The following is a 16,393-nucleotide window of genomic DNA, read 5'->3' on the forward strand; positions in this document are numbered from 1 at the left end:
AATCTAGCATCCTCCCAAGAAATTGAGTCTCAAGACAACGTTGCTTGAGCTCTAGAATCTTGAAGCCAGCAGTCCACGGTGTGCTGAGTCGTTAACTCTGTAGTTGCCGGGTAAATACGGTCACACACTTCCATCGCAAAAGGACATCTGGCTGCAAATGGACAACCTTCTGGTGGTGCAAACAAATCTGGAGGTGTTCCTTCGATTGGTTTTAACTCTTCTTCCTGCAAGTCAAGACGAGGAACTGAATTCAGTAGACCTTGCGTATATGGATGTTGCGGATTGTAAAAGATCTCCCGCTTATTCCCGATTTCAATGATTTTCCCTGCATACATGACTGCGATTCTATCTGCAATTTTCGCTACCACTCCAAGGTCATGTGTGATGAGGATGATACCTACTCCGGTTTTCCGCTGGATTTCATCGAACAGTTCCAAGATCTGCGCTTGGATTGTAACATCTAACGCGGTTGTCGGTTCGTCCGCAATAAGCAATTCAGGTTCACATATCAAAGCAATCGCAATGACGATCCGCTGGCGCATTCCCCCTGAGAACTGGTGTGGGTATTGTTTGAGACGCTCTTCAGGATTAGAAATCCCAACAAGATTCAACATCTCAATCGCTTTCTTTTTAGCTTCACTGCGCGTAACTTTGTGATGCGTTCGTAATCCTTCCATTAATTGTTCTCCGATTTTCAATGTCGGATTCAACGCTGTCATGGGGTCTTGAAAAATCATTGAAATGTCTACACCTTGTATACCGCGTAATGCTTTTTTGTTTAGTCTAGTTAAATCTCTATCTTTAAAGAGTACTTCACCGTTACGGATTCTGCCTGGCGGTTGTGGAATGAGCCCCATAATCGTATTCGCCGTTACACTTTTTCCGCAACCTGACTCTCCAACGACTGCAAGTGTCTCTCCCTTGTACAAGTCAAAAGAAACTCCACGGATTGCTTGTACTTCACCGCCAAATGTTTTAAACGACACTTCCAAATTACGAACGGTCAACATTTTTTCTTGTGAAATTACTTTCTGCTGTTTACTTTTTCCGACTGTGGCTATACCTTGAGTAGAGCGAGATCCTCTATTTTCAGAGGTATTTTCCAGCCCGGATGCATCTACCATCTGCTGTCCCCTCACATCCATTACCCCCTCAATTTTGGATCGAGCGCATCCTGCATGCCATCTCCTAGTACGTTAAAAGCAAACATCGTAACGGAGATGAAGAAAGCTGGGAAGAATAAGCGCCACCAGTCACCCGAAAGAATAACTGGAAGTGCGTCATTCGCCATAACTCCCCAACTTGCATACGGCGCTTGAATCCCAAGGCCGAGAAAGCTTAAAAAAGCTTCTGCAAAAATCGCGCTTGGAACAGTAAGAGTCATTTGAACAATAATCGGCCCCATTGTGTTTGGCAGCAGATTTTTACGGATAATACGCGATGTTCCTGCACCAAACGATTTCGAGGCAGTCACAAATTCAAAGTTTTTGATTTGAAGAACTTGCCCTCGGACAATGCGGGCCATACCTACCCACCCAGTTATCGTAAGAGCAACAATAATTGTAGTTAAACTCGGTCCCATTACGACCATTAGCAATATGACAACAAGCAAGTGGGGGAGTCCGTAAAGGATTTCAATGATTCTCATCATGATAGAATCCGTCCGTCCGCCTTTATATCCACTCACGCCTCCATAAATGATTCCTATGAAAAAGTCGATCAGAGCAGCCATGACTCCAACAAATAATGATATTCGTGCTCCATACCAAGTTCTCGTAAAGACATCCCGACCCATTTCGTCAGTCCCGAACCAATGTGTTGCACTGGGCGCCATATTTTGATTTCGTAAATCTGTTGCGGTCACTTCGTATGGAGAAAATACAGGTCCGAATATCGCAAGTAATGTTAGTAGCACTAAGAAGACTAAGCCTCCCATTGCTAGCTTGTTTTTGCGTAATCTCCTCCAAGCATCTTTCCAATAGGAAAGCGAAGGACGGACTACAGCTTCTGCTTTTTCGTGATCTTCTCCCTTTTTCCTGAACCACTCTTCCGGAATTGAGAATTTGGGGTCCTTTGCAACCATTACACTTCACCTTCTTTTTTGTGAAGCTTAATGCGTGGATCCAGGAATCCGTACACGATATCCACCAAAAACAGCATAAATACTAAAAACGCGCTATAAAAAACGGTAGATCCCATGATAACTGGGTAGTCACGGTTGTTAATGCTCTCGACAAAGTACTTCCCCATGCCTGGTATCGCAAAAATTTTCTCGATGACAAACGTTCCTGTCAAAATACCTGCTAACATGGTTCCCATAATTGTAACGACAGGCATAAGGGCATTACGTAACGCATGTCTCGCTACAATACGGAAAGGAGTCAATCCTTTGGCACGCGCCATTTTAATGTAGTCTTGCGTCAAAACCTCCAACATACTTGCGCGAGTCAGCCGTGCAATAATGGCGGTCGGTCCTGTCGCAAGCGCAATAACCGGTAAAATCATATGCTTCGGGCTACTCCAAGTGGCCGGCGGTAGCAGGTGCCAGTTCACCGCAACTTGCTGAATGAGCAATGTTGCCAAAACAAAATTCGGAATTGAAATCCCAACAACGGCAAACGTCATGGCTCCATAGTCGACAATTCCATTATGCCGGAGCGCAGCAAACGTTCCCAAGATGATCCCCGAAATAACTGCCACAAGGATGGTGGCCATTCCTAGCTCAAAGGAAATTGGGAACCCTCGTGCAAGTAACGTATTCACCGATTCGTTAGGCTTTTTAATAGATGGACCATAGTCAAACGTCACGATAGACTTCAAATAATTTAAGTATTGAATCGGCATCGGCTGGTCCAGTTTATAAAACTTTTCCAAGTTCGCTTGGATTGTTGGATTCGAGGTACGCTCTTCATCAAAAGGTGAGCCCGGTATCGCTCGCATCAGTACAAATGTAAGCGTGGCAATTATTAGAATGGTGACAATCATCATGATGAAACGCTTCAATATGTATAGCAGCACTGTGCTTCCTCCTCAACAGAACTTCGTTTGCATCGCGAGCTCCGTCATGACAAGCATCGCCCGGTACGCTTCAATGATGTCTTTTGCTTCATAACGTACAATTGTCGTTCCTTCTTCAATCACACAGCCCGGCATCATTGCAGCCCACTCTGCTTCTCCGTAATTAGTGAATTCGATACGCATGACTGGGTGATCCGGGGCTTTAAGTGGTTTAATCTCACTACGTTTTTCAAGCGCTTCTGCCATTTTCTCTTTCAGCAACGCCTGTGCTTTTTTGGGATGTAACGTCCTTACAGATGAACGGGAAATGGACTGTTTTACTGCAGCTGTTACGACACCTGGAATGAGTGCCTCTGCTTCCTTGCATGCCCCATCATCACCTGCTACCAATAAGACCGGAACGTCGAAATGACCTGCAACATAAGCATTAAAACCGAGTTCTCCAACTACAACGTCATTGATAAAAATATTACGAACGCCAAAAATCATCGTATGGCTCATGACTCCAGGTTGTCCTGCTCGGGCGTGATAACCCGCGAACACAGCGCCTGTATAAGTGTCATCCAACGACTGAACCATTGAAAGCGGTTTCACTTCACCAGTTATTAACTCCACATCCGGATGCATCTCTTCAACTAGCAAGTTATTCATCTTTGAATGACTATCATTCACAAGCACTTCCTGTACACCTTTTTCAAATGCTGATGATGCAATCGCATTCGCTTCCTCGGTCATAATACGCCGAGCCCGTTCATAATTATGTCGATATGAATCTACAAACGACTCATCTGGCAAACCTGTAATACCTTCCATATCGACGGATACAAATAATTTCATATAAGCCTCCAAATATTCAACAGAAAAGATAATCTGTCTGATTTTATTGTTAATTAACAATACCAAAATATTTTCAAAATAACAAGATAATTTAGTATAATGAAATTACGTTTACTAGTTTTTAATGTTTTAGCAATACTATTGTGCCAAAAGTGAGAATTCTAGAATCTAATAGTATACTAGACGCACTTTACGAAGGAGTTGGTATTACGTGAATAAATGGTTGTTAGTGGGTGGCACGCTCGCACTTACAATTTTACTTCTATTCGCTGCTTATTTCCGTCTGGATGAAGGACAACCTACATGGGTTTATCAACTTCAAGATGCCTCCATTGAGAAAATTGCCCTGCTTCCTGTTAAATATGCAGTGATTGACACAACAAAAGATGGGAGCGAGAGATATAGCAAGAAGGACATTGCAACTCTGCGCGAAAAGGGAATACACCCCATTTCATATTTGAGTATCGGTGAGGCAAGCAGTTACCTACCCTATTGGAAACCAGAATGGGGCCACCCCAAAAAAGGAGTATTGACCATCACAGATTCAGCTCCTGAATGGGTGGGTAACGTCGCCAATCCTGATTGGCCGGAAAGTGTAAAAGTTCGTTATTGGAATTCAGAATGGCAACAATATATGTTTGAGGAACTGAAAAAGATTCAAGACGCAGGATTTAGCGGGGTGTACTTAGACATTGTTGATGCATACCTTTATTGGGGAGATTCAAGTACATATAAAGAAGAAGGTGAGCAATCCATTCCATCCGATCCCACGTCCCAAAAAGACGCAGCTGAACGAATGATTTCTTTCGTTCGAACTCTGTCTGCCGTTGCAAAAGAAAGAGATCCTCATTTTTTAATTATCCCTCAAAATGGTGAAGAATTACTGCAGTTCGACAATGGCTCCTATCTAAAATCAGTAAATGGAATAGGGGTAGAAGACATTTGGTTCAATGGGAGTAAAAACAACAATTCAGATGAAATCGAGGAACGTCTTAAGTGGCTTTCACAGTTTTCCAAGGCAAATAAGCCCGTATTTTCAGTAGACTATGCTAAAGGCCGTTATGCAATCAATCGATATTACTACCTATGTAGAAATGAAAAATTCTACTGCTTGGCTGCTGATCCAGATCGGTCACTTTCTTCCATTAAATCATTTGACTAGATATGACGTGCTATGTAGCAACCTTTTTATCGTTAAATAATTGTACAATCAAATCAGAAGGTTTAATCTTAAATAATTACTATTGACACATAACTGTCGATTAAGTATGCTCGATTAGTGATTGATTTTCTCTAAGGACTCTGCTAGTCGATTACCCATACTAACTGCTCTTCATAGAAACCTCCTGCGTTCAGGTGGTTCTTTTAGATTGAAGAGATTATATAGACATCTATAAATCGTCATAACAGAGACTCACAAGATATTAATTGCAAAAATATAATAAAGAAAGCAGTGGGAAAAGATGGCGACAGCTAAGAAGAAAATCCACTATGCTTGGTGGACACTTGTAGCACTCTGTATTATTGTCGGGCTTGCAAAGGGCGCATTAAATAGCTCCGCAGGACTATTCATTCCGGGAGCTACACAAGAGTTAGACATTTTGACTGGTAACTTAACTCTATATTTTAGTATTTCTTCAATCGTGACAATGATTTTCCTTCCTATTGGTGGAAAGATTCTCGCGAAGTATGATATTCGTTCTGTCTTGATCGTTGCAATTATTTTACAAGCAGGATCATTTGTTGCTTTTGGTTTCAGTAACTCAGTATGGGGCTGGTATATCTTCTCTATTCCACTCGCAGTGGGTGGCGTATTTACAACGGTTATCGTAGGACCTGTCCTAGTTAACCAATGGTTTAAAAAGAAAAACGGTATGGCTCTTGGTATTATGGGCGCAGCTGGAGGTTTACTCGGAGCTATCGCTCAGCCGATTGTCGGTCATACGATTGCGAACGATGGCTGGCGCGCTGGTTATATCTCACTTGGAATAGCAATTATAATAATTGTAGTTCCTACTGTTCTTCTACTTGTTCGTAAATCCCCACAGGCTATTGGTTTAAAGCCATATGGGGCAGATACAGCTTCAGCTGTAGGCAGTGACGGGGCGAAAGAGGAATTGGATAAAGGTATTACGCTTGCAATCGCACGTAAGTCATCTGCATTCTACTCGTTGTTCCTGTTTTTCCTACTTATAACGTCTATCGCGAGTTTCGCTATTCACATCCCTTCTTACATCCAATCACGCGGATATGATGTAAGTTTCGCCGGAAACGCGATGGGAGCTTACATGATTGGTGTCCTTTTAGGAGCATTAGTACTCGGTTTCCTAGTAGATAAAATCGGCTCACGTAATACCGTATATTTGGCAATGGTATTAGCAATCATCGCAGTCTTAGCACTCTTGTTAGCTACGGATAGTAAAATGGTGATCACTCTTGCAACAGGATTGTTTGGATTTACCGTTTCCAACTCAGTTGGTACTCTCGCTCCTGCACTTACAACAAGTCTATTCGGTAGTCGTGAGTATAGCCAAATTTACTCAACTGCTTCACTAGGACTTGCAATTGCAGGGATTATTGCACTCCCAGCATACGGATACGTCTTTGACTTCACTGGCAGCTATACTCCAGTTTTGTATGTAATTTTAGTGTTACTGATTTTAAATATTATTCTCGTGACGTTTGCGTTCCGAGGAAAAAAGAAACTTCTAACACAAGGTCATTGGAATTAAGTCTATAAAGAAAAAAGCTGTTTCAATACCAGTACTTCTGGTATTGAAACAGCTTTTTTGATGACTGGATTTTTCTTATGTCGAATATAGTCGTAAATTGTTTCACATGGAACAGTTAGGAAAACGGTGCCGGGTAAACGGTCAATCCATTCCGACCCTTTGTTTCAATCGCTTGTGACAATGAATTCAAAATCGCTTCTTCCGTTACTTCCGCAGCAGCTTGAAATAGTTGGTTCATAATAGGATGACTATCTCGTAGTATGTGCGTATTTTCCAAAAAATCTGGTTGGTCATGTGTAAAAATGTGTGAAGTTGAAAATGCAATCACAATATCCCCACTGCCATTACTGTAGTGGCTTCCCGTTCTCGCAAGCCCCACTCCAGCACGTTTTGCAATACGCTTCAATTGACGACTATCGAGTGGAGCATCCGTTGCTAGTATGATTATTATTGAGCCATCTGCAGGCTTTGGAGCATTCGGTTGAGCACTATGTACCCCTTTTATATAACGTTCTCTCGCAAAATCATTACGGGCGCCGAAGTTGCTCAACACAAGGCAGCCTATTATAAACTCATCAGAAGTGTTTTCCTCTGAAATCATACGGGAGGACGTCCCGATTCCACCTTTATATCCGAAACAGACCATCCCTTTACCAGCGCCTATTGCACCTTCTTCAGATGGTTTAGTCGAAGCATTTTCGATAGCTTGTCTCGCATGATCCGGCGTCACAGGTAATGTCCGAATCGAGTTCAGGCGACTGTCATTGCACTCTCCCGTAACGATATTGACGGTGCCCGTAGTATCCCCTATTTCTGGAGTTTGGTCGAGTAACCAACGAAGTGCTCCTTCAGTTGTTGCAGGAACTCCAAACGTATTCGTCAACATGATTGGAGACTCTAGCATTCCAAGTTCATCTATCTGAATGAGTCCCGTTGTTTTTCCAAATCCGTTAATGACATAGCTAGCTGCCGCTACTTTTTCCCGAAACGGATTGGCTTCATGCGGCAATATTGCCGTTACACCTGTAGCTACGTACTCTCCATTCGCTAATGGTTCATCGAGCGTAACGTGCCCAATCCGCACACTTTTAACGTCTGTAATACAATTGTTTTCTCCTGTTCTCAACGTACCGATTTGGATTCCACGTTCTCTGATTTTCATGGGCTGCTGTTTTGACATTAACCTGGCTCCTCACTATGTATAGACTTCCGAAAACTCTTCCACACTAGAGGGAAAGAGGTGATTACAATGCTAACTGAATTCCCAACGATTCATACAAACATATGGGACGCCTTTTGGGCGGTACCAGTGACATTCATAATAGTTCTCATTGCTAAATGGCTTTTTAGGGTAAAGCCGACATGGCTTTCTACCGTCTCAACAGTTGTTGCCTTAATCTTGTCTGTCTTCATCAGCCACCCTCATAATCTTTCAGCAGGAATTTTCATGGGCTTTTTTTATAGCGGTGCAGCAATGGGCATTCTCTATTCCATGAACCAATCTTTTCTAGCATTCCGTGCAAAATAACCTACTACAATTTTAGTGGACAAAACCCACACTGCATTAATCCGGGGACATCTTTTGAAAGACAACACGTCTTCCTAACCGTTGAATTCAGTAAGCCCGTCGGCTCACTTCCGTTTAGATAGGATGAAAACCTAGAATGCAAGGAAATCCCCACCCAATTAGAATCATCATTTAACTGATTCAAGACGAAACGCGCCTCGCTATAACAAGTAGGATCATTCAACATGACATGAAACTGCCACAGCCAGAACCCGAAAACATTTTCCCACAACACATTTGGGGAAATAGAGGCAGATGTGCGCAACGCCTCTATGACTCGTTGAATTTGTACAAGCAGCATTCGTACAATCTCTTCTGAATTTTCTATAGTAATCGGTGTCCATCCGTGATTAGATGGAAATGTGCTTACAGATAAATTACCATACTCCTGAATCGCTCCGAACTGCAATTCATCTGCACCGCCCACCCAGAACTCTTCATATTGAATGTATTGAACGAGCTGCATGGCAGTAAACATTCCATAACGGCGCATGAAGTAGGAAGCAGCAACTGTAGTATTCGGACTTTGGCTTACAGTTTGAAGTACCGAAATTACGTCATTTCCATTGATAGGTGTTACTAGTGTTTCTAAAGAGAAAAGAGGATGTTCAGGTGATGTTGTGTAGACACCGTTGCTATGAAGTTGGCTGATTTGGTTCGCTGTAAATGTTGTCATGCATTTAGTATAGCAAAGATTCTGCCTACATCCAGAAAGACATCTAATTATGTTCGAGAAGAATTTCGGTCAATGAAATCCTTTGCTCTTGTGACGGTAACTCCTGCTAGTGAGAGATCGTTTTTCATACGCTCGGCATAATCCAGGGCATGCTCATGATCCCCATGAATGCAAATCGTATCCGCTTGGATCGATGTCTCCAGATGCGATCTTGTAGTCACCACTCCCTCTTTCACCATTTTCAAGACGTGCTTCATTACCGACTTATGATCTTGAATAATTGCATCTGGCTGATTTCTCGATGTCAATGTAAGATCATCCTCATACGTGCGATCCGCGAATACTTCATTGGCTGTCAAAAGACCGTGTGCTTTACCAGCTCGAATAAGTTCACTTCCTGATAATCCATACAATATCGCCTCTGGTGAAACAGCGGCAACTGCCATTGCTATCGCTTCAGCAATTTTTTTATCTTTCGCAGCCATATTGTACAGAGCACCGTGTGGCTTAACATGATGAAGGGGTGTACCAGCAACCTTCAAAAATCCTTGAAGAGCTCCGATCTGATACACTACTACATCATAAACTTCACGTGCGGTTAGTTTCATTTCCCGCCTCCCAAACCCATTTAAATCCGGGAATCCTGGATGTGCTCCAATCCCAACGTTATATTGGCAAGCGAGATCTACTGTCTTATGCATTGTCATCGGATCCCCTGCATGAAAGCCGCAAGCGATATTCGCAGAGGTAATGTACTTCATGATTTCTTCGTCTCGCCCTAGTTTATATGCACCAAAACTTTCCCCTAAATCACAATTGATATCTATATGTATGGTCATCAGATCCCTCCATTCTTTCGTTTCAACTCGATTCCTACTCGTAGTTCATGTAAATCGAATTCACGTTGTTGTAGTAGTTGCTGTGCAGTATGTATGGACACTTCTTGAAAGCGTATTCGATCCCCTGGTTTCGCTTGCGCTAGCATCGGGAGATCCACTGAGATCACTTGAGCTATCTTCGGATAGCCACCCGTTGTTTGACGGTCTGCCATTAAGACAATCGGTTGCCCATTCGATGGAACTTGTACAGAACCGAATGTCACAGCTTCCGATAATAATTCCCTCGGTTCAGCAAGTCGCAGGTTAGGCCCAAGGAGTCGGTAGCCCATACGATCTGACTGGGCATCGACTGTAAATACGTCAGTCAGAAAACTCTTCTGGCTATGACTGGTGAACTCCCTTTTCTGTCTGCCTGACAAAACCCTTATCGTATAATCTTTACCGACAGTTGGTCTTACGCGTTCAGCGACCGACCAGGATGTTGCTGCATAAGTTGGAGTCTTGCAAGCCATGTATGACTCCATCATCTTATCTGGATTTCTGATAGGGGCATGAAGTCTTAGCACATCCCCTTTTCGTAGACACCTTCCGTCGAACCCACCGAATCTGGCTTTTAGATACGTCGATTGACTTTCAAGGACAACAGGAACATCAAACCCACCCGCTACAGCCATAACTAGACGACAGCCTGCTTTCGTAGATCCAATCGTTACAATCGAATCTGCAAGTACTAAAACCGGCCGCCACATCGGTATACGCCTCCCATCAATTTCTGGTGTGAATTCTCCACCACAAAATGCAAGCAGTGTATCTTGCTGGAATAACAGCTTTGGTCCAATTAGTGTCATCTCAAGTATTGCTTCCCCTTCCTCATTGCCCACCAAAAGATTAGCAACCCGGCTAGACAAAGAATCCATCACACCACTTTGAATCACACCATATTGTTGATATCCAATTCTACCGTTGTCTTGAATCGTATCCAATAACCCAGCCTTAACGACTCGAATCATACATTCCCCTCCCGATATTGCTCATATTGTTCAGTTGTAATGGAAAAGAACGTTAGCTGATCACCTGAACGTAGTAAACTCGGGGGCGTTTCCTCTGGTAAAAACAGCTCCATTGGAGTTTTCCCTATCAATTGCCATCCCCCAGGAGTTTCAATTGGATAGATACCTGTCTGCCCTCCTGCTATTCCGACGGATCGTGGAGGTATTTGCAGTCTTGGATTGCTGCGGCGCGGCGCGGCGATTCGAGGTGACATTCCTGCTAGAAACGGAAATCCTGGTGCGAATCCGAGCATTTGGACCGTATAGATTCCTGAAGTATGAATGTCGATTACATCCTCTTCTGTCAGTCCATTCAGCTCAGCCACAGCCGTTAAATCAGGGCCTGACTCCCCTCCGTAAAGAACTGGAATACGGATCGTCCTTCTGTCTTGCAACTCGTATGGTTCTATTAGATGAAACAAACGTTGAACTTCCAAACAAACGGCATCATAAGGAAGATGCTCTTTTGATAATCCCTGAACCGTATAAAGTATAGTAACGGACGTGTAGGACGGGATATACTCTACAAGCCACGCAGGCTTTTGTACATCCAACACAGATGTGACTGTTCTAATTTTGCGTTCAGCTTCTAGAAAGACGGAACCTCCAAATTCCAGAAGGATTGCCTGATCCCCTAAAGGGGAAATGGTAAACTCCATCTCCATCCTCCTCTATGTGTTTACCTTATTATAAAGGAAGAAACATTGTTCAGACAATTCCTGCATCTAGATTGATATCCCTACTCTTTTTCCGAAATTCACGTCATTTAATAGTTCTGAAAACAATAAAACAGGCTACCCTTTAATAGGGCAGCCTGTTTACATAACCGTTATTCAGTAACAGGTTTTACATTTGGTGTAATAGGATTTTTGTCTTCTCTAATTAATGACGCTGCAATTGTACCGATGACAAGTAGGAAACCTGCAAAATAGAAGCCCATATCCAGATTACCAGTTACGTCAGCTAAGAAACCTGTGATGTATGGTGCAAGAATGGAACCACACATCCCAATGAAGTTGTACACACCAAAAGCTGTACCGTAAGCATTTTTAGGAGCATTATCTGCAACAACGGCAACTAACACAGGGTTTGTACTGATCTTACCAAAGATACCGTAACCGATTAGTGCTGCATAAAGAACATACATGTTGTCGAACGCAACGATAGAAACAAGTGAAATCAATGACAATGGAAGCATAACGAGTAGCACTGGACGACGTTTTCCAAGTCGGTCAGCAACCCAGCTGAAGAAAATTGACCCAGGTATAGCTGCCCAAGGAACTAGTGAAGAAACAGTTGCTATAGCACTCCCTTCAATTCCGCGTGCATGTTGCAAATAATACGGCATCCACGTAACAACTACGAAGAATCCGTAAATCGCACAGAAAATTGTAATGTAAGACATAAGCAAGTTGCGGTTCTTAAACAATACAGACATTTTAAACTTCTCTTCATTGTCAAGTTCACCTTTAACTTTTTTGCCATACGGATTTTCTTTAATGAGCCACCACATTAGTAAACCAATTAGAATGACCGGAATCGCAACAATATAGAATGGTGCCCTCCAACTCATTCCAGCCTCAAGAGTCCAACTAGATAAAAAGTAACCAGCAGATAGACCGAACGCCATACCACTGTTGATGATTGCTGAACCAACTGTAATGTGTTTCTTAGGAATCGCTTCAGATGATAGACCATACTGAGGACCGTAATAGAATCCTTGGAACACACCAACCATTAACCACATTAGTATAAATAAGAAGAATGTCGGCATGGAGCCTGCGATTGCTGCGAAAATACCAAACATAATAATCCCTGGTACAAGTACTTTCTTTTTACCGATTTTATCACCGAGAATACCGGATGGAATGTTCAATCCTGCATAACCGATGAAGAAGATACTACTAATCATACCAAGTTGACCGGCAGATAAGCTAAATTCATTTTGAATATCATCCATGACGGGGTTTAAGATTGCGCGTGTTCCATAGATTGCAACCCAACCTAAGAAAAATACGATAACGGCTTTAATCCAATATGGGATAAGTTCTTTTTTCTGGCCATTATTTTGTGATTGCTTTTCCACTGTTAGTTCCTCCTCAATTTTTATATGATAGTTTTTTAAGTAAATAATTATTTCTCTTACATCTGTATCTTACTGTAGATGGCATTACAGACGAATAAAATCAAATACGCTAACCTTGCCAAAACATTAAATTTCGTTAAATACATCCTTGATTTACAGAGTGTAGTGAGTGTTTGCCCTTTTGTAGTCTTACAAACTCAGTCTAGCTTGGCGACTACACTCTTTAGCATGTATCCGAGCCCCGGGTATGTAACGATATATTCTTCTGGCTCTTTTAAACGCTCTTTTATTTTACGACGGATTCTTGCAATTCCCACGCGTAGATACTCAACATCATCGCGATATTGTGGTCCCCATACTTCAGAAAGCAACGACTCGTGCTGTACAACTTTGTCCAGGTTCAACGCAAGAATCTCTAACAGGGAAAACTCCGTTTGCGTTAGTTTCAACTCTTCATCGTAGATCCAAATCCGTTTGCTTCCTACATCGACTTGAAGCGATCCGGTCTCTATTACAGAAGACGCACTCGCAGTAGCATCAGTTAGACTTGGCTGACTTCTCCTAAGTACTGCATTGACACGTGCGAATAATTCGTCAAGCGAGAAAGGTTTGGTCAAGTAATCATCTGCGCCTAGATTCAGTCCATTGACTTTATCTTTTGGATTACTTCTAGCTGTCAACATGATAATCGGAATATGGGAAAACTTACGGAGCTCCTCTAATACGTAAAAGCCATCTTTTCCTGGCATCATGATATCTAATAAAATTAAGTCAGGCGAAATTAGATCATACTTCTCCAGCAGTTCCTCACCAGAATCCGCTGTCACAACTTCATAGCCAACAGATCGCAGATTTGCAGAGATAAAACGCAAAATCTTTGCTTCATCATCCACTACACATATTTTTTGTTTCATCACTTAAGACCCCTTTCGTATTGGAAAGTAAAGTGTGAATGTACTACCTTCTCCAGGTTTACTATCGACTTCGATTTTCCCTTCATGCGCTTCCATAATCCCTTCACAGATAGAGAGACCTAATCCGGTTCCACCAGATCTACGGGTTGCGGTAACATCGACTTGGTAGAAACGATTAAAGATTTTCTCTAAGTGCTCTTTCGAAATACCAATACCGTTGTCTGATACAGAAATCGTTAAATAGTCTTCTTTTTTCTCTAGAATAATGTCGATTCGTTTGTGAGGGTCATCGTTGTAGCGCAGTGCATTTGTAAACAAGTTCACTAGTACTTGCTGAACCCTCGTTTTGTCAGCATAGAAAAATAAATAGTCTTCCGCTTGGTTATGAAACTTAAGAGTCGCATCATCTTTCAAGGCCAGAGGGATAAGTTCAATTGACTTCTCGATTACATGATCCGCTCGAACCATATTGCGCTCAATATACATGGAGCCTGATTCGATTTTTGAGATATCCATCCAATCGTCAACTAGATGTTGGATCCGTTCAATGTCTTCATGTACTCCTTCGAGCAGTTCATACTGGAAATCTGGTTCCCACTCAACGTCTGTTCTTAATAATGTTTCAACACTTCCTCGAATATTTGTAATCGGTGTTTTGAATTCATGAGAAGTTAAAGAGATTAGATTATTCTTTAATGTATCAATCTCTTCTTCTTTTGTAATATCACGGATCAGTAATCCTTCCCCGATCTTTATGTCGTCTGATACTACAGAGAATTTATGAAGCATATAAAAATCTCTGTTTCCTGACTTTGTTTTATATTCTAGCTTCAGTTCACTTACTTCCCCATCAAAAAACGTGATCAGCTCTTCCGACGAAATCTCAAACAACGTGTCAATTCTTGCAAAAACATCAGAGAGATGTCCTAACGGTATATCAGTTCCCTCTCCATCGATTATATTCAAAAAGAATTCATTCACATAATCTACTTCATGATCGTTATTTAAGAGCATTACACCTTCTGACATACTTTCAAGAACCGCATCCAGTTCTGCGTGTTTGTTACGATATCGCTCAAACAACACCTTATTCTGCAACATAATTGCAAGCGAGCGTGAAAACGTTTGAAGAAATGCTTGTTCTTTCGGCTCAACTGTCTGACCATCCAGCAAATCCACAATGAGATAACCGTTAGGTATTCCATCCAATACAATCGGTTCCATATGATGATTCACACCTTGAGCATTGCTCTTGAGATAATGTTGCAAACTCTTATCTTCATGAATATCTTCAATCGTTACCGCTATTTCTCGGAACCAAATGTGTACGTTAAAGGAAACAGATTGTTTAATATTCTTCAAACAAAGCTGAATGAATTGAGTCAAATCCATCTTGGATGAAACCGGAGTAATTAGCTGATTTACTGCTTGTAATTCCGAGTTCCGCTGTTCCAAGTTTGAAGTACGCTCCTGGACTCGTGCCTCAAGTTCGGTATTTAGTGCAATTAGTTCTACTCGACTTTCCTCGATTTCCGCCATCATATCATTAAAGTGGGATAGCAGGTCCGTCATCTCTTGTGGACCTTGAATTCGTTCCGCTAATTGAACTGGCTGTTTCGTTTTGTAGTTAGTCGAGTAGCTTTTAATAGTATCGAGCAAGTTTCGAATCGTACGTTCTAAACGATTCGTTAAGAACACACTCGCGAGAATAACAAATAGCGCTGTAATAGGAATGAACCATAAAATCGTGTTGGCAGCACTTCTTAATGGTTTTGTGATGAGCGTGGATGGATTTGCAATCCATACCGTCCATCCGAGTTCACGAATTTTCGCATAGGTGATGAATTCTTTCTCGCTGCCTTCTTCTTTAATTGTCATATTGTTCATCGGTTGGTTGACTTGCTTCGTTATCTTCTGCACAACCTTAGAGTTAGTCAAATTCACCATTTGTGTTCTCGTATCCACATCAGGATGCACGATGACGTTATTGTCTTGATCAAGTAGCACGGCATAGCTCGCTTCACCAGAAATGCGCGTAGAGACATACCTTTCTAATACATGTAAATCAATAGCACCCAAAATATACCCTTGCATTTTACCTTTGCTATTGAAAATAGGAGAGACAATGGCAACGAGCAACGTGTCCGTTCCCCCTCGACCATGAAACACATGTGAGATCACTTGTTCGTTCTTTTCAAGAAGTTCTTTATAATAGGAACGATCGCTGAAATCTAAGTGCTCCCGCGTCACACCATCCGTATAGACCGACGGATAAAAGACTAGGGACTTACCGTTTTTATCACCCACATACAAGTTGACGAATCCTGGGTAATTGATCTTGATATCGCGCAGCTTTTCTTCAATTTCACCTGTTTGATTATTTTCCAATAGTGGCGCAATACTGCTAGACATAGTTTCTATAATTCGACCGTGTTGCTCCATGTACCCTTCAATATTATCTTCTAAAAACTCGGTTACCTTCGTTTGACTGTCTTGATTTCCTTCAATCAAAGAAGAGAGTTGAAAGAATTGAAAAATACCTAGAAGAATAATCGACGTCAATCCGATTGCGAGAAAGGAGTAGATAAGTTCCTTTTTAAATGAACGCGAGCGCCTATTTTTCACTCCATCTGACTCCCCTCTTTTGATCATCATCTATTTTAACTCTTGCAGAA

Annotated in this window: 15 protein-coding genes; 3 read left to right on the top strand and 12 right to left on the bottom strand. The window is 42.0% G+C overall.

Annotated features, from left to right (window positions below; genetic code table 11):
* Positions 1–29: 29 nt before the first annotated feature.
* The 4 genes from ACRPI0_RS14920 to ACRPI0_RS14935 form a co-directional block, all read right to left on the bottom strand.
* Positions 30–1,010, bottom strand: a complete 981-nt coding sequence (locus ACRPI0_RS14920; RefSeq protein ID WP_432355979.1) for an ABC transporter ATP-binding protein — start codon at positions 1,008–1,010, stop codon at positions 30–32.
* Positions 1,011–1,144: 134 nt separating this feature from the next.
* Entirely contained in the window at positions 1,145–2,083 is a 939-nt protein-coding gene (locus ACRPI0_RS14925; RefSeq protein WP_432353542.1) for an ABC transporter permease, read from the bottom strand.
* Positions 2,083–3,018 carry an ABC transporter permease gene (locus tag ACRPI0_RS14930; RefSeq protein WP_432353543.1) on the bottom strand — a complete coding sequence of 312 codons (936 nt, stop codon included), beginning with the start codon at positions 3,016–3,018 and terminating at the stop codon, positions 2,083–2,085. Before ACRPI0_RS14930 ends, ACRPI0_RS14925 begins: the two co-directional genes overlap by 1 nt.
* A gap of 12 nt (positions 3,019–3,030) precedes the next feature.
* Positions 3,031–3,855, bottom strand: coding sequence for a M55 family metallopeptidase (locus ACRPI0_RS14935; RefSeq protein ID WP_432353544.1), 825 nt, complete (start codon positions 3,853–3,855; stop codon positions 3,031–3,033).
* Between the two features lie 211 nt (positions 3,856–4,066).
* Between ACRPI0_RS14935 and ACRPI0_RS14940 the strand changes: the two genes are divergently transcribed.
* Together ACRPI0_RS14940 and ACRPI0_RS14945 are read left to right on the top strand one after the other, a co-directional pair.
* Positions 4,067–5,017, top strand: a complete 951-nt coding sequence (locus ACRPI0_RS14940; protein ID WP_432353545.1) for an MJ1477/TM1410 family putative glycoside hydrolase — start codon at positions 4,067–4,069, stop codon at positions 5,015–5,017.
* Positions 5,018–5,318: 301 nt separating this feature from the next.
* The gene (locus tag ACRPI0_RS14945; RefSeq protein ID WP_432353546.1) at positions 5,319–6,587 is read left to right on the top strand and encodes an MFS transporter; all 1,269 of its coding nucleotides are present in this window, start codon (positions 5,319–5,321) and stop codon (positions 6,585–6,587) included.
* A gap of 115 nt (positions 6,588–6,702) precedes the next feature.
* Here the strand turns inward: ACRPI0_RS14945 and ACRPI0_RS14950 are convergent, their stop codons facing one another.
* Entirely contained in the window at positions 6,703–7,749 is a 1,047-nt protein-coding gene (locus ACRPI0_RS14950) for a P1 family peptidase (protein WP_432355980.1), read from the bottom strand.
* Between the two features lie 87 nt (positions 7,750–7,836).
* Between ACRPI0_RS14950 and ACRPI0_RS14955 the strand changes: the two genes are divergently transcribed.
* The gene (locus ACRPI0_RS14955) at positions 7,837–8,115 is read left to right on the top strand and encodes a hypothetical protein (protein WP_432353547.1); all 279 of its coding nucleotides are present in this window, start codon (positions 7,837–7,839) and stop codon (positions 8,113–8,115) included.
* Between the two features lie 4 nt (positions 8,116–8,119).
* Here ACRPI0_RS14955 and ACRPI0_RS14960 read toward each other — a convergent pair whose 3' ends face one another.
* The 7 genes from ACRPI0_RS14960 to ACRPI0_RS14990 form a co-directional block, all read right to left on the bottom strand.
* Positions 8,120–8,830, bottom strand: a complete 711-nt coding sequence (locus tag ACRPI0_RS14960) for a hypothetical protein (protein WP_432353548.1) — start codon at positions 8,828–8,830, stop codon at positions 8,120–8,122.
* Between the two features lie 47 nt (positions 8,831–8,877).
* Entirely contained in the window at positions 8,878–9,669 is a 792-nt protein-coding gene (locus ACRPI0_RS14965; protein ID WP_432353549.1) for a LamB/YcsF family protein, read from the bottom strand.
* Positions 9,669–10,679, bottom strand: coding sequence for a biotin-dependent carboxyltransferase family protein (locus ACRPI0_RS14970; protein ID WP_432353550.1), 1,011 nt, complete (start codon positions 10,677–10,679; stop codon positions 9,669–9,671). Before ACRPI0_RS14970 ends, ACRPI0_RS14965 begins: the two co-directional genes overlap by 1 nt.
* A complete protein-coding gene (gene pxpB, locus ACRPI0_RS14975; RefSeq protein ID WP_432353551.1) occupies positions 10,676–11,377 on the bottom strand; it encodes a 5-oxoprolinase subunit PxpB in 702 nt (233 codons plus the stop codon). The genes ACRPI0_RS14970 and pxpB overlap by 4 nt, the downstream gene beginning before the upstream one ends.
* Before the next feature lie 170 nt (positions 11,378–11,547).
* Positions 11,548–12,804 (bottom strand): MFS transporter, encoded by a 1,257-nt coding sequence (locus ACRPI0_RS14980; protein WP_432353552.1) that lies wholly within the window; start codon positions 12,802–12,804, stop codon positions 11,548–11,550.
* A 197-nt stretch (positions 12,805–13,001) separates the two neighbouring features.
* Complete coding sequence (locus ACRPI0_RS14985; protein WP_432353554.1) at positions 13,002–13,718, bottom strand: response regulator transcription factor; 717 nt, start codon at positions 13,716–13,718, stop codon at positions 13,002–13,004.
* Positions 13,719–13,721: 3 nt separating this feature from the next.
* Positions 13,722–16,373 (bottom strand): ATP-binding protein, encoded by a 2,652-nt coding sequence (locus ACRPI0_RS14990; RefSeq protein WP_432353556.1) that lies wholly within the window; start codon positions 16,371–16,373, stop codon positions 13,722–13,724.
* Between the last annotated feature and the right edge of the window lie 20 nt (positions 16,374–16,393).

It is taken from the genome of Sporosarcina sp. A2 (genome assembly GCF_050858885.1).
GTDB lineage: Bacteria > Bacillota > Bacilli > Bacillales_A > Planococcaceae > Sporosarcina.

Coding starts and splice junctions, on each gene's coding strand:
- ACRPI0_RS14990 (WP_432353556.1), bottom strand. CDS start 16,373: ATGATGATCAAAAGAGGGGAGTCAGATGGAGTGAAAAATAGGCGCTCG.
- ACRPI0_RS14965 (WP_432353549.1), bottom strand. CDS start 9,669: ATGACCATACATATAGATATCAATTGTGATTTAGGGGAAAGTTTTGGT.
- ACRPI0_RS14945 (WP_432353546.1), top strand. CDS start 5,319: ATGGCGACAGCTAAGAAGAAAATCCACTATGCTTGGTGGACACTTGTA.
- ACRPI0_RS14955 (WP_432353547.1), top strand. CDS start 7,837: ATGCTAACTGAATTCCCAACGATTCATACAAACATATGGGACGCCTTT.
- pxpB (WP_432353551.1), bottom strand. CDS start 11,377: ATGGAGTTTACCATTTCCCCTTTAGGGGATCAGGCAATCCTTCTGGAA.
- ACRPI0_RS14950 (WP_432355980.1), bottom strand. CDS start 7,749: ATGAAAATCAGAGAACGTGGAATCCAAATCGGTACGTTGAGAACAGGA.
- ACRPI0_RS14920 (WP_432355979.1), bottom strand. CDS start 1,010: ATGTTGACCGTTCGTAATTTGGAAGTGTCGTTTAAAACATTTGGCGGT.
- ACRPI0_RS14985 (WP_432353554.1), bottom strand. CDS start 13,718: ATGAAACAAAAAATATGTGTAGTGGATGATGAAGCAAAGATTTTGCGT.
- ACRPI0_RS14925 (WP_432353542.1), bottom strand. CDS start 2,083: ATGGTTGCAAAGGACCCCAAATTCTCAATTCCGGAAGAGTGGTTCAGG.
- ACRPI0_RS14935 (WP_432353544.1), bottom strand. CDS start 3,855: ATGAAATTATTTGTATCCGTCGATATGGAAGGTATTACAGGTTTGCCA.
- ACRPI0_RS14970 (WP_432353550.1), bottom strand. CDS start 10,679: ATGATTCGAGTCGTTAAGGCTGGGTTATTGGATACGATTCAAGACAAC.
- ACRPI0_RS14960 (WP_432353548.1), bottom strand. CDS start 8,830: ATGACAACATTTACAGCGAACCAAATCAGCCAACTTCATAGCAACGGT.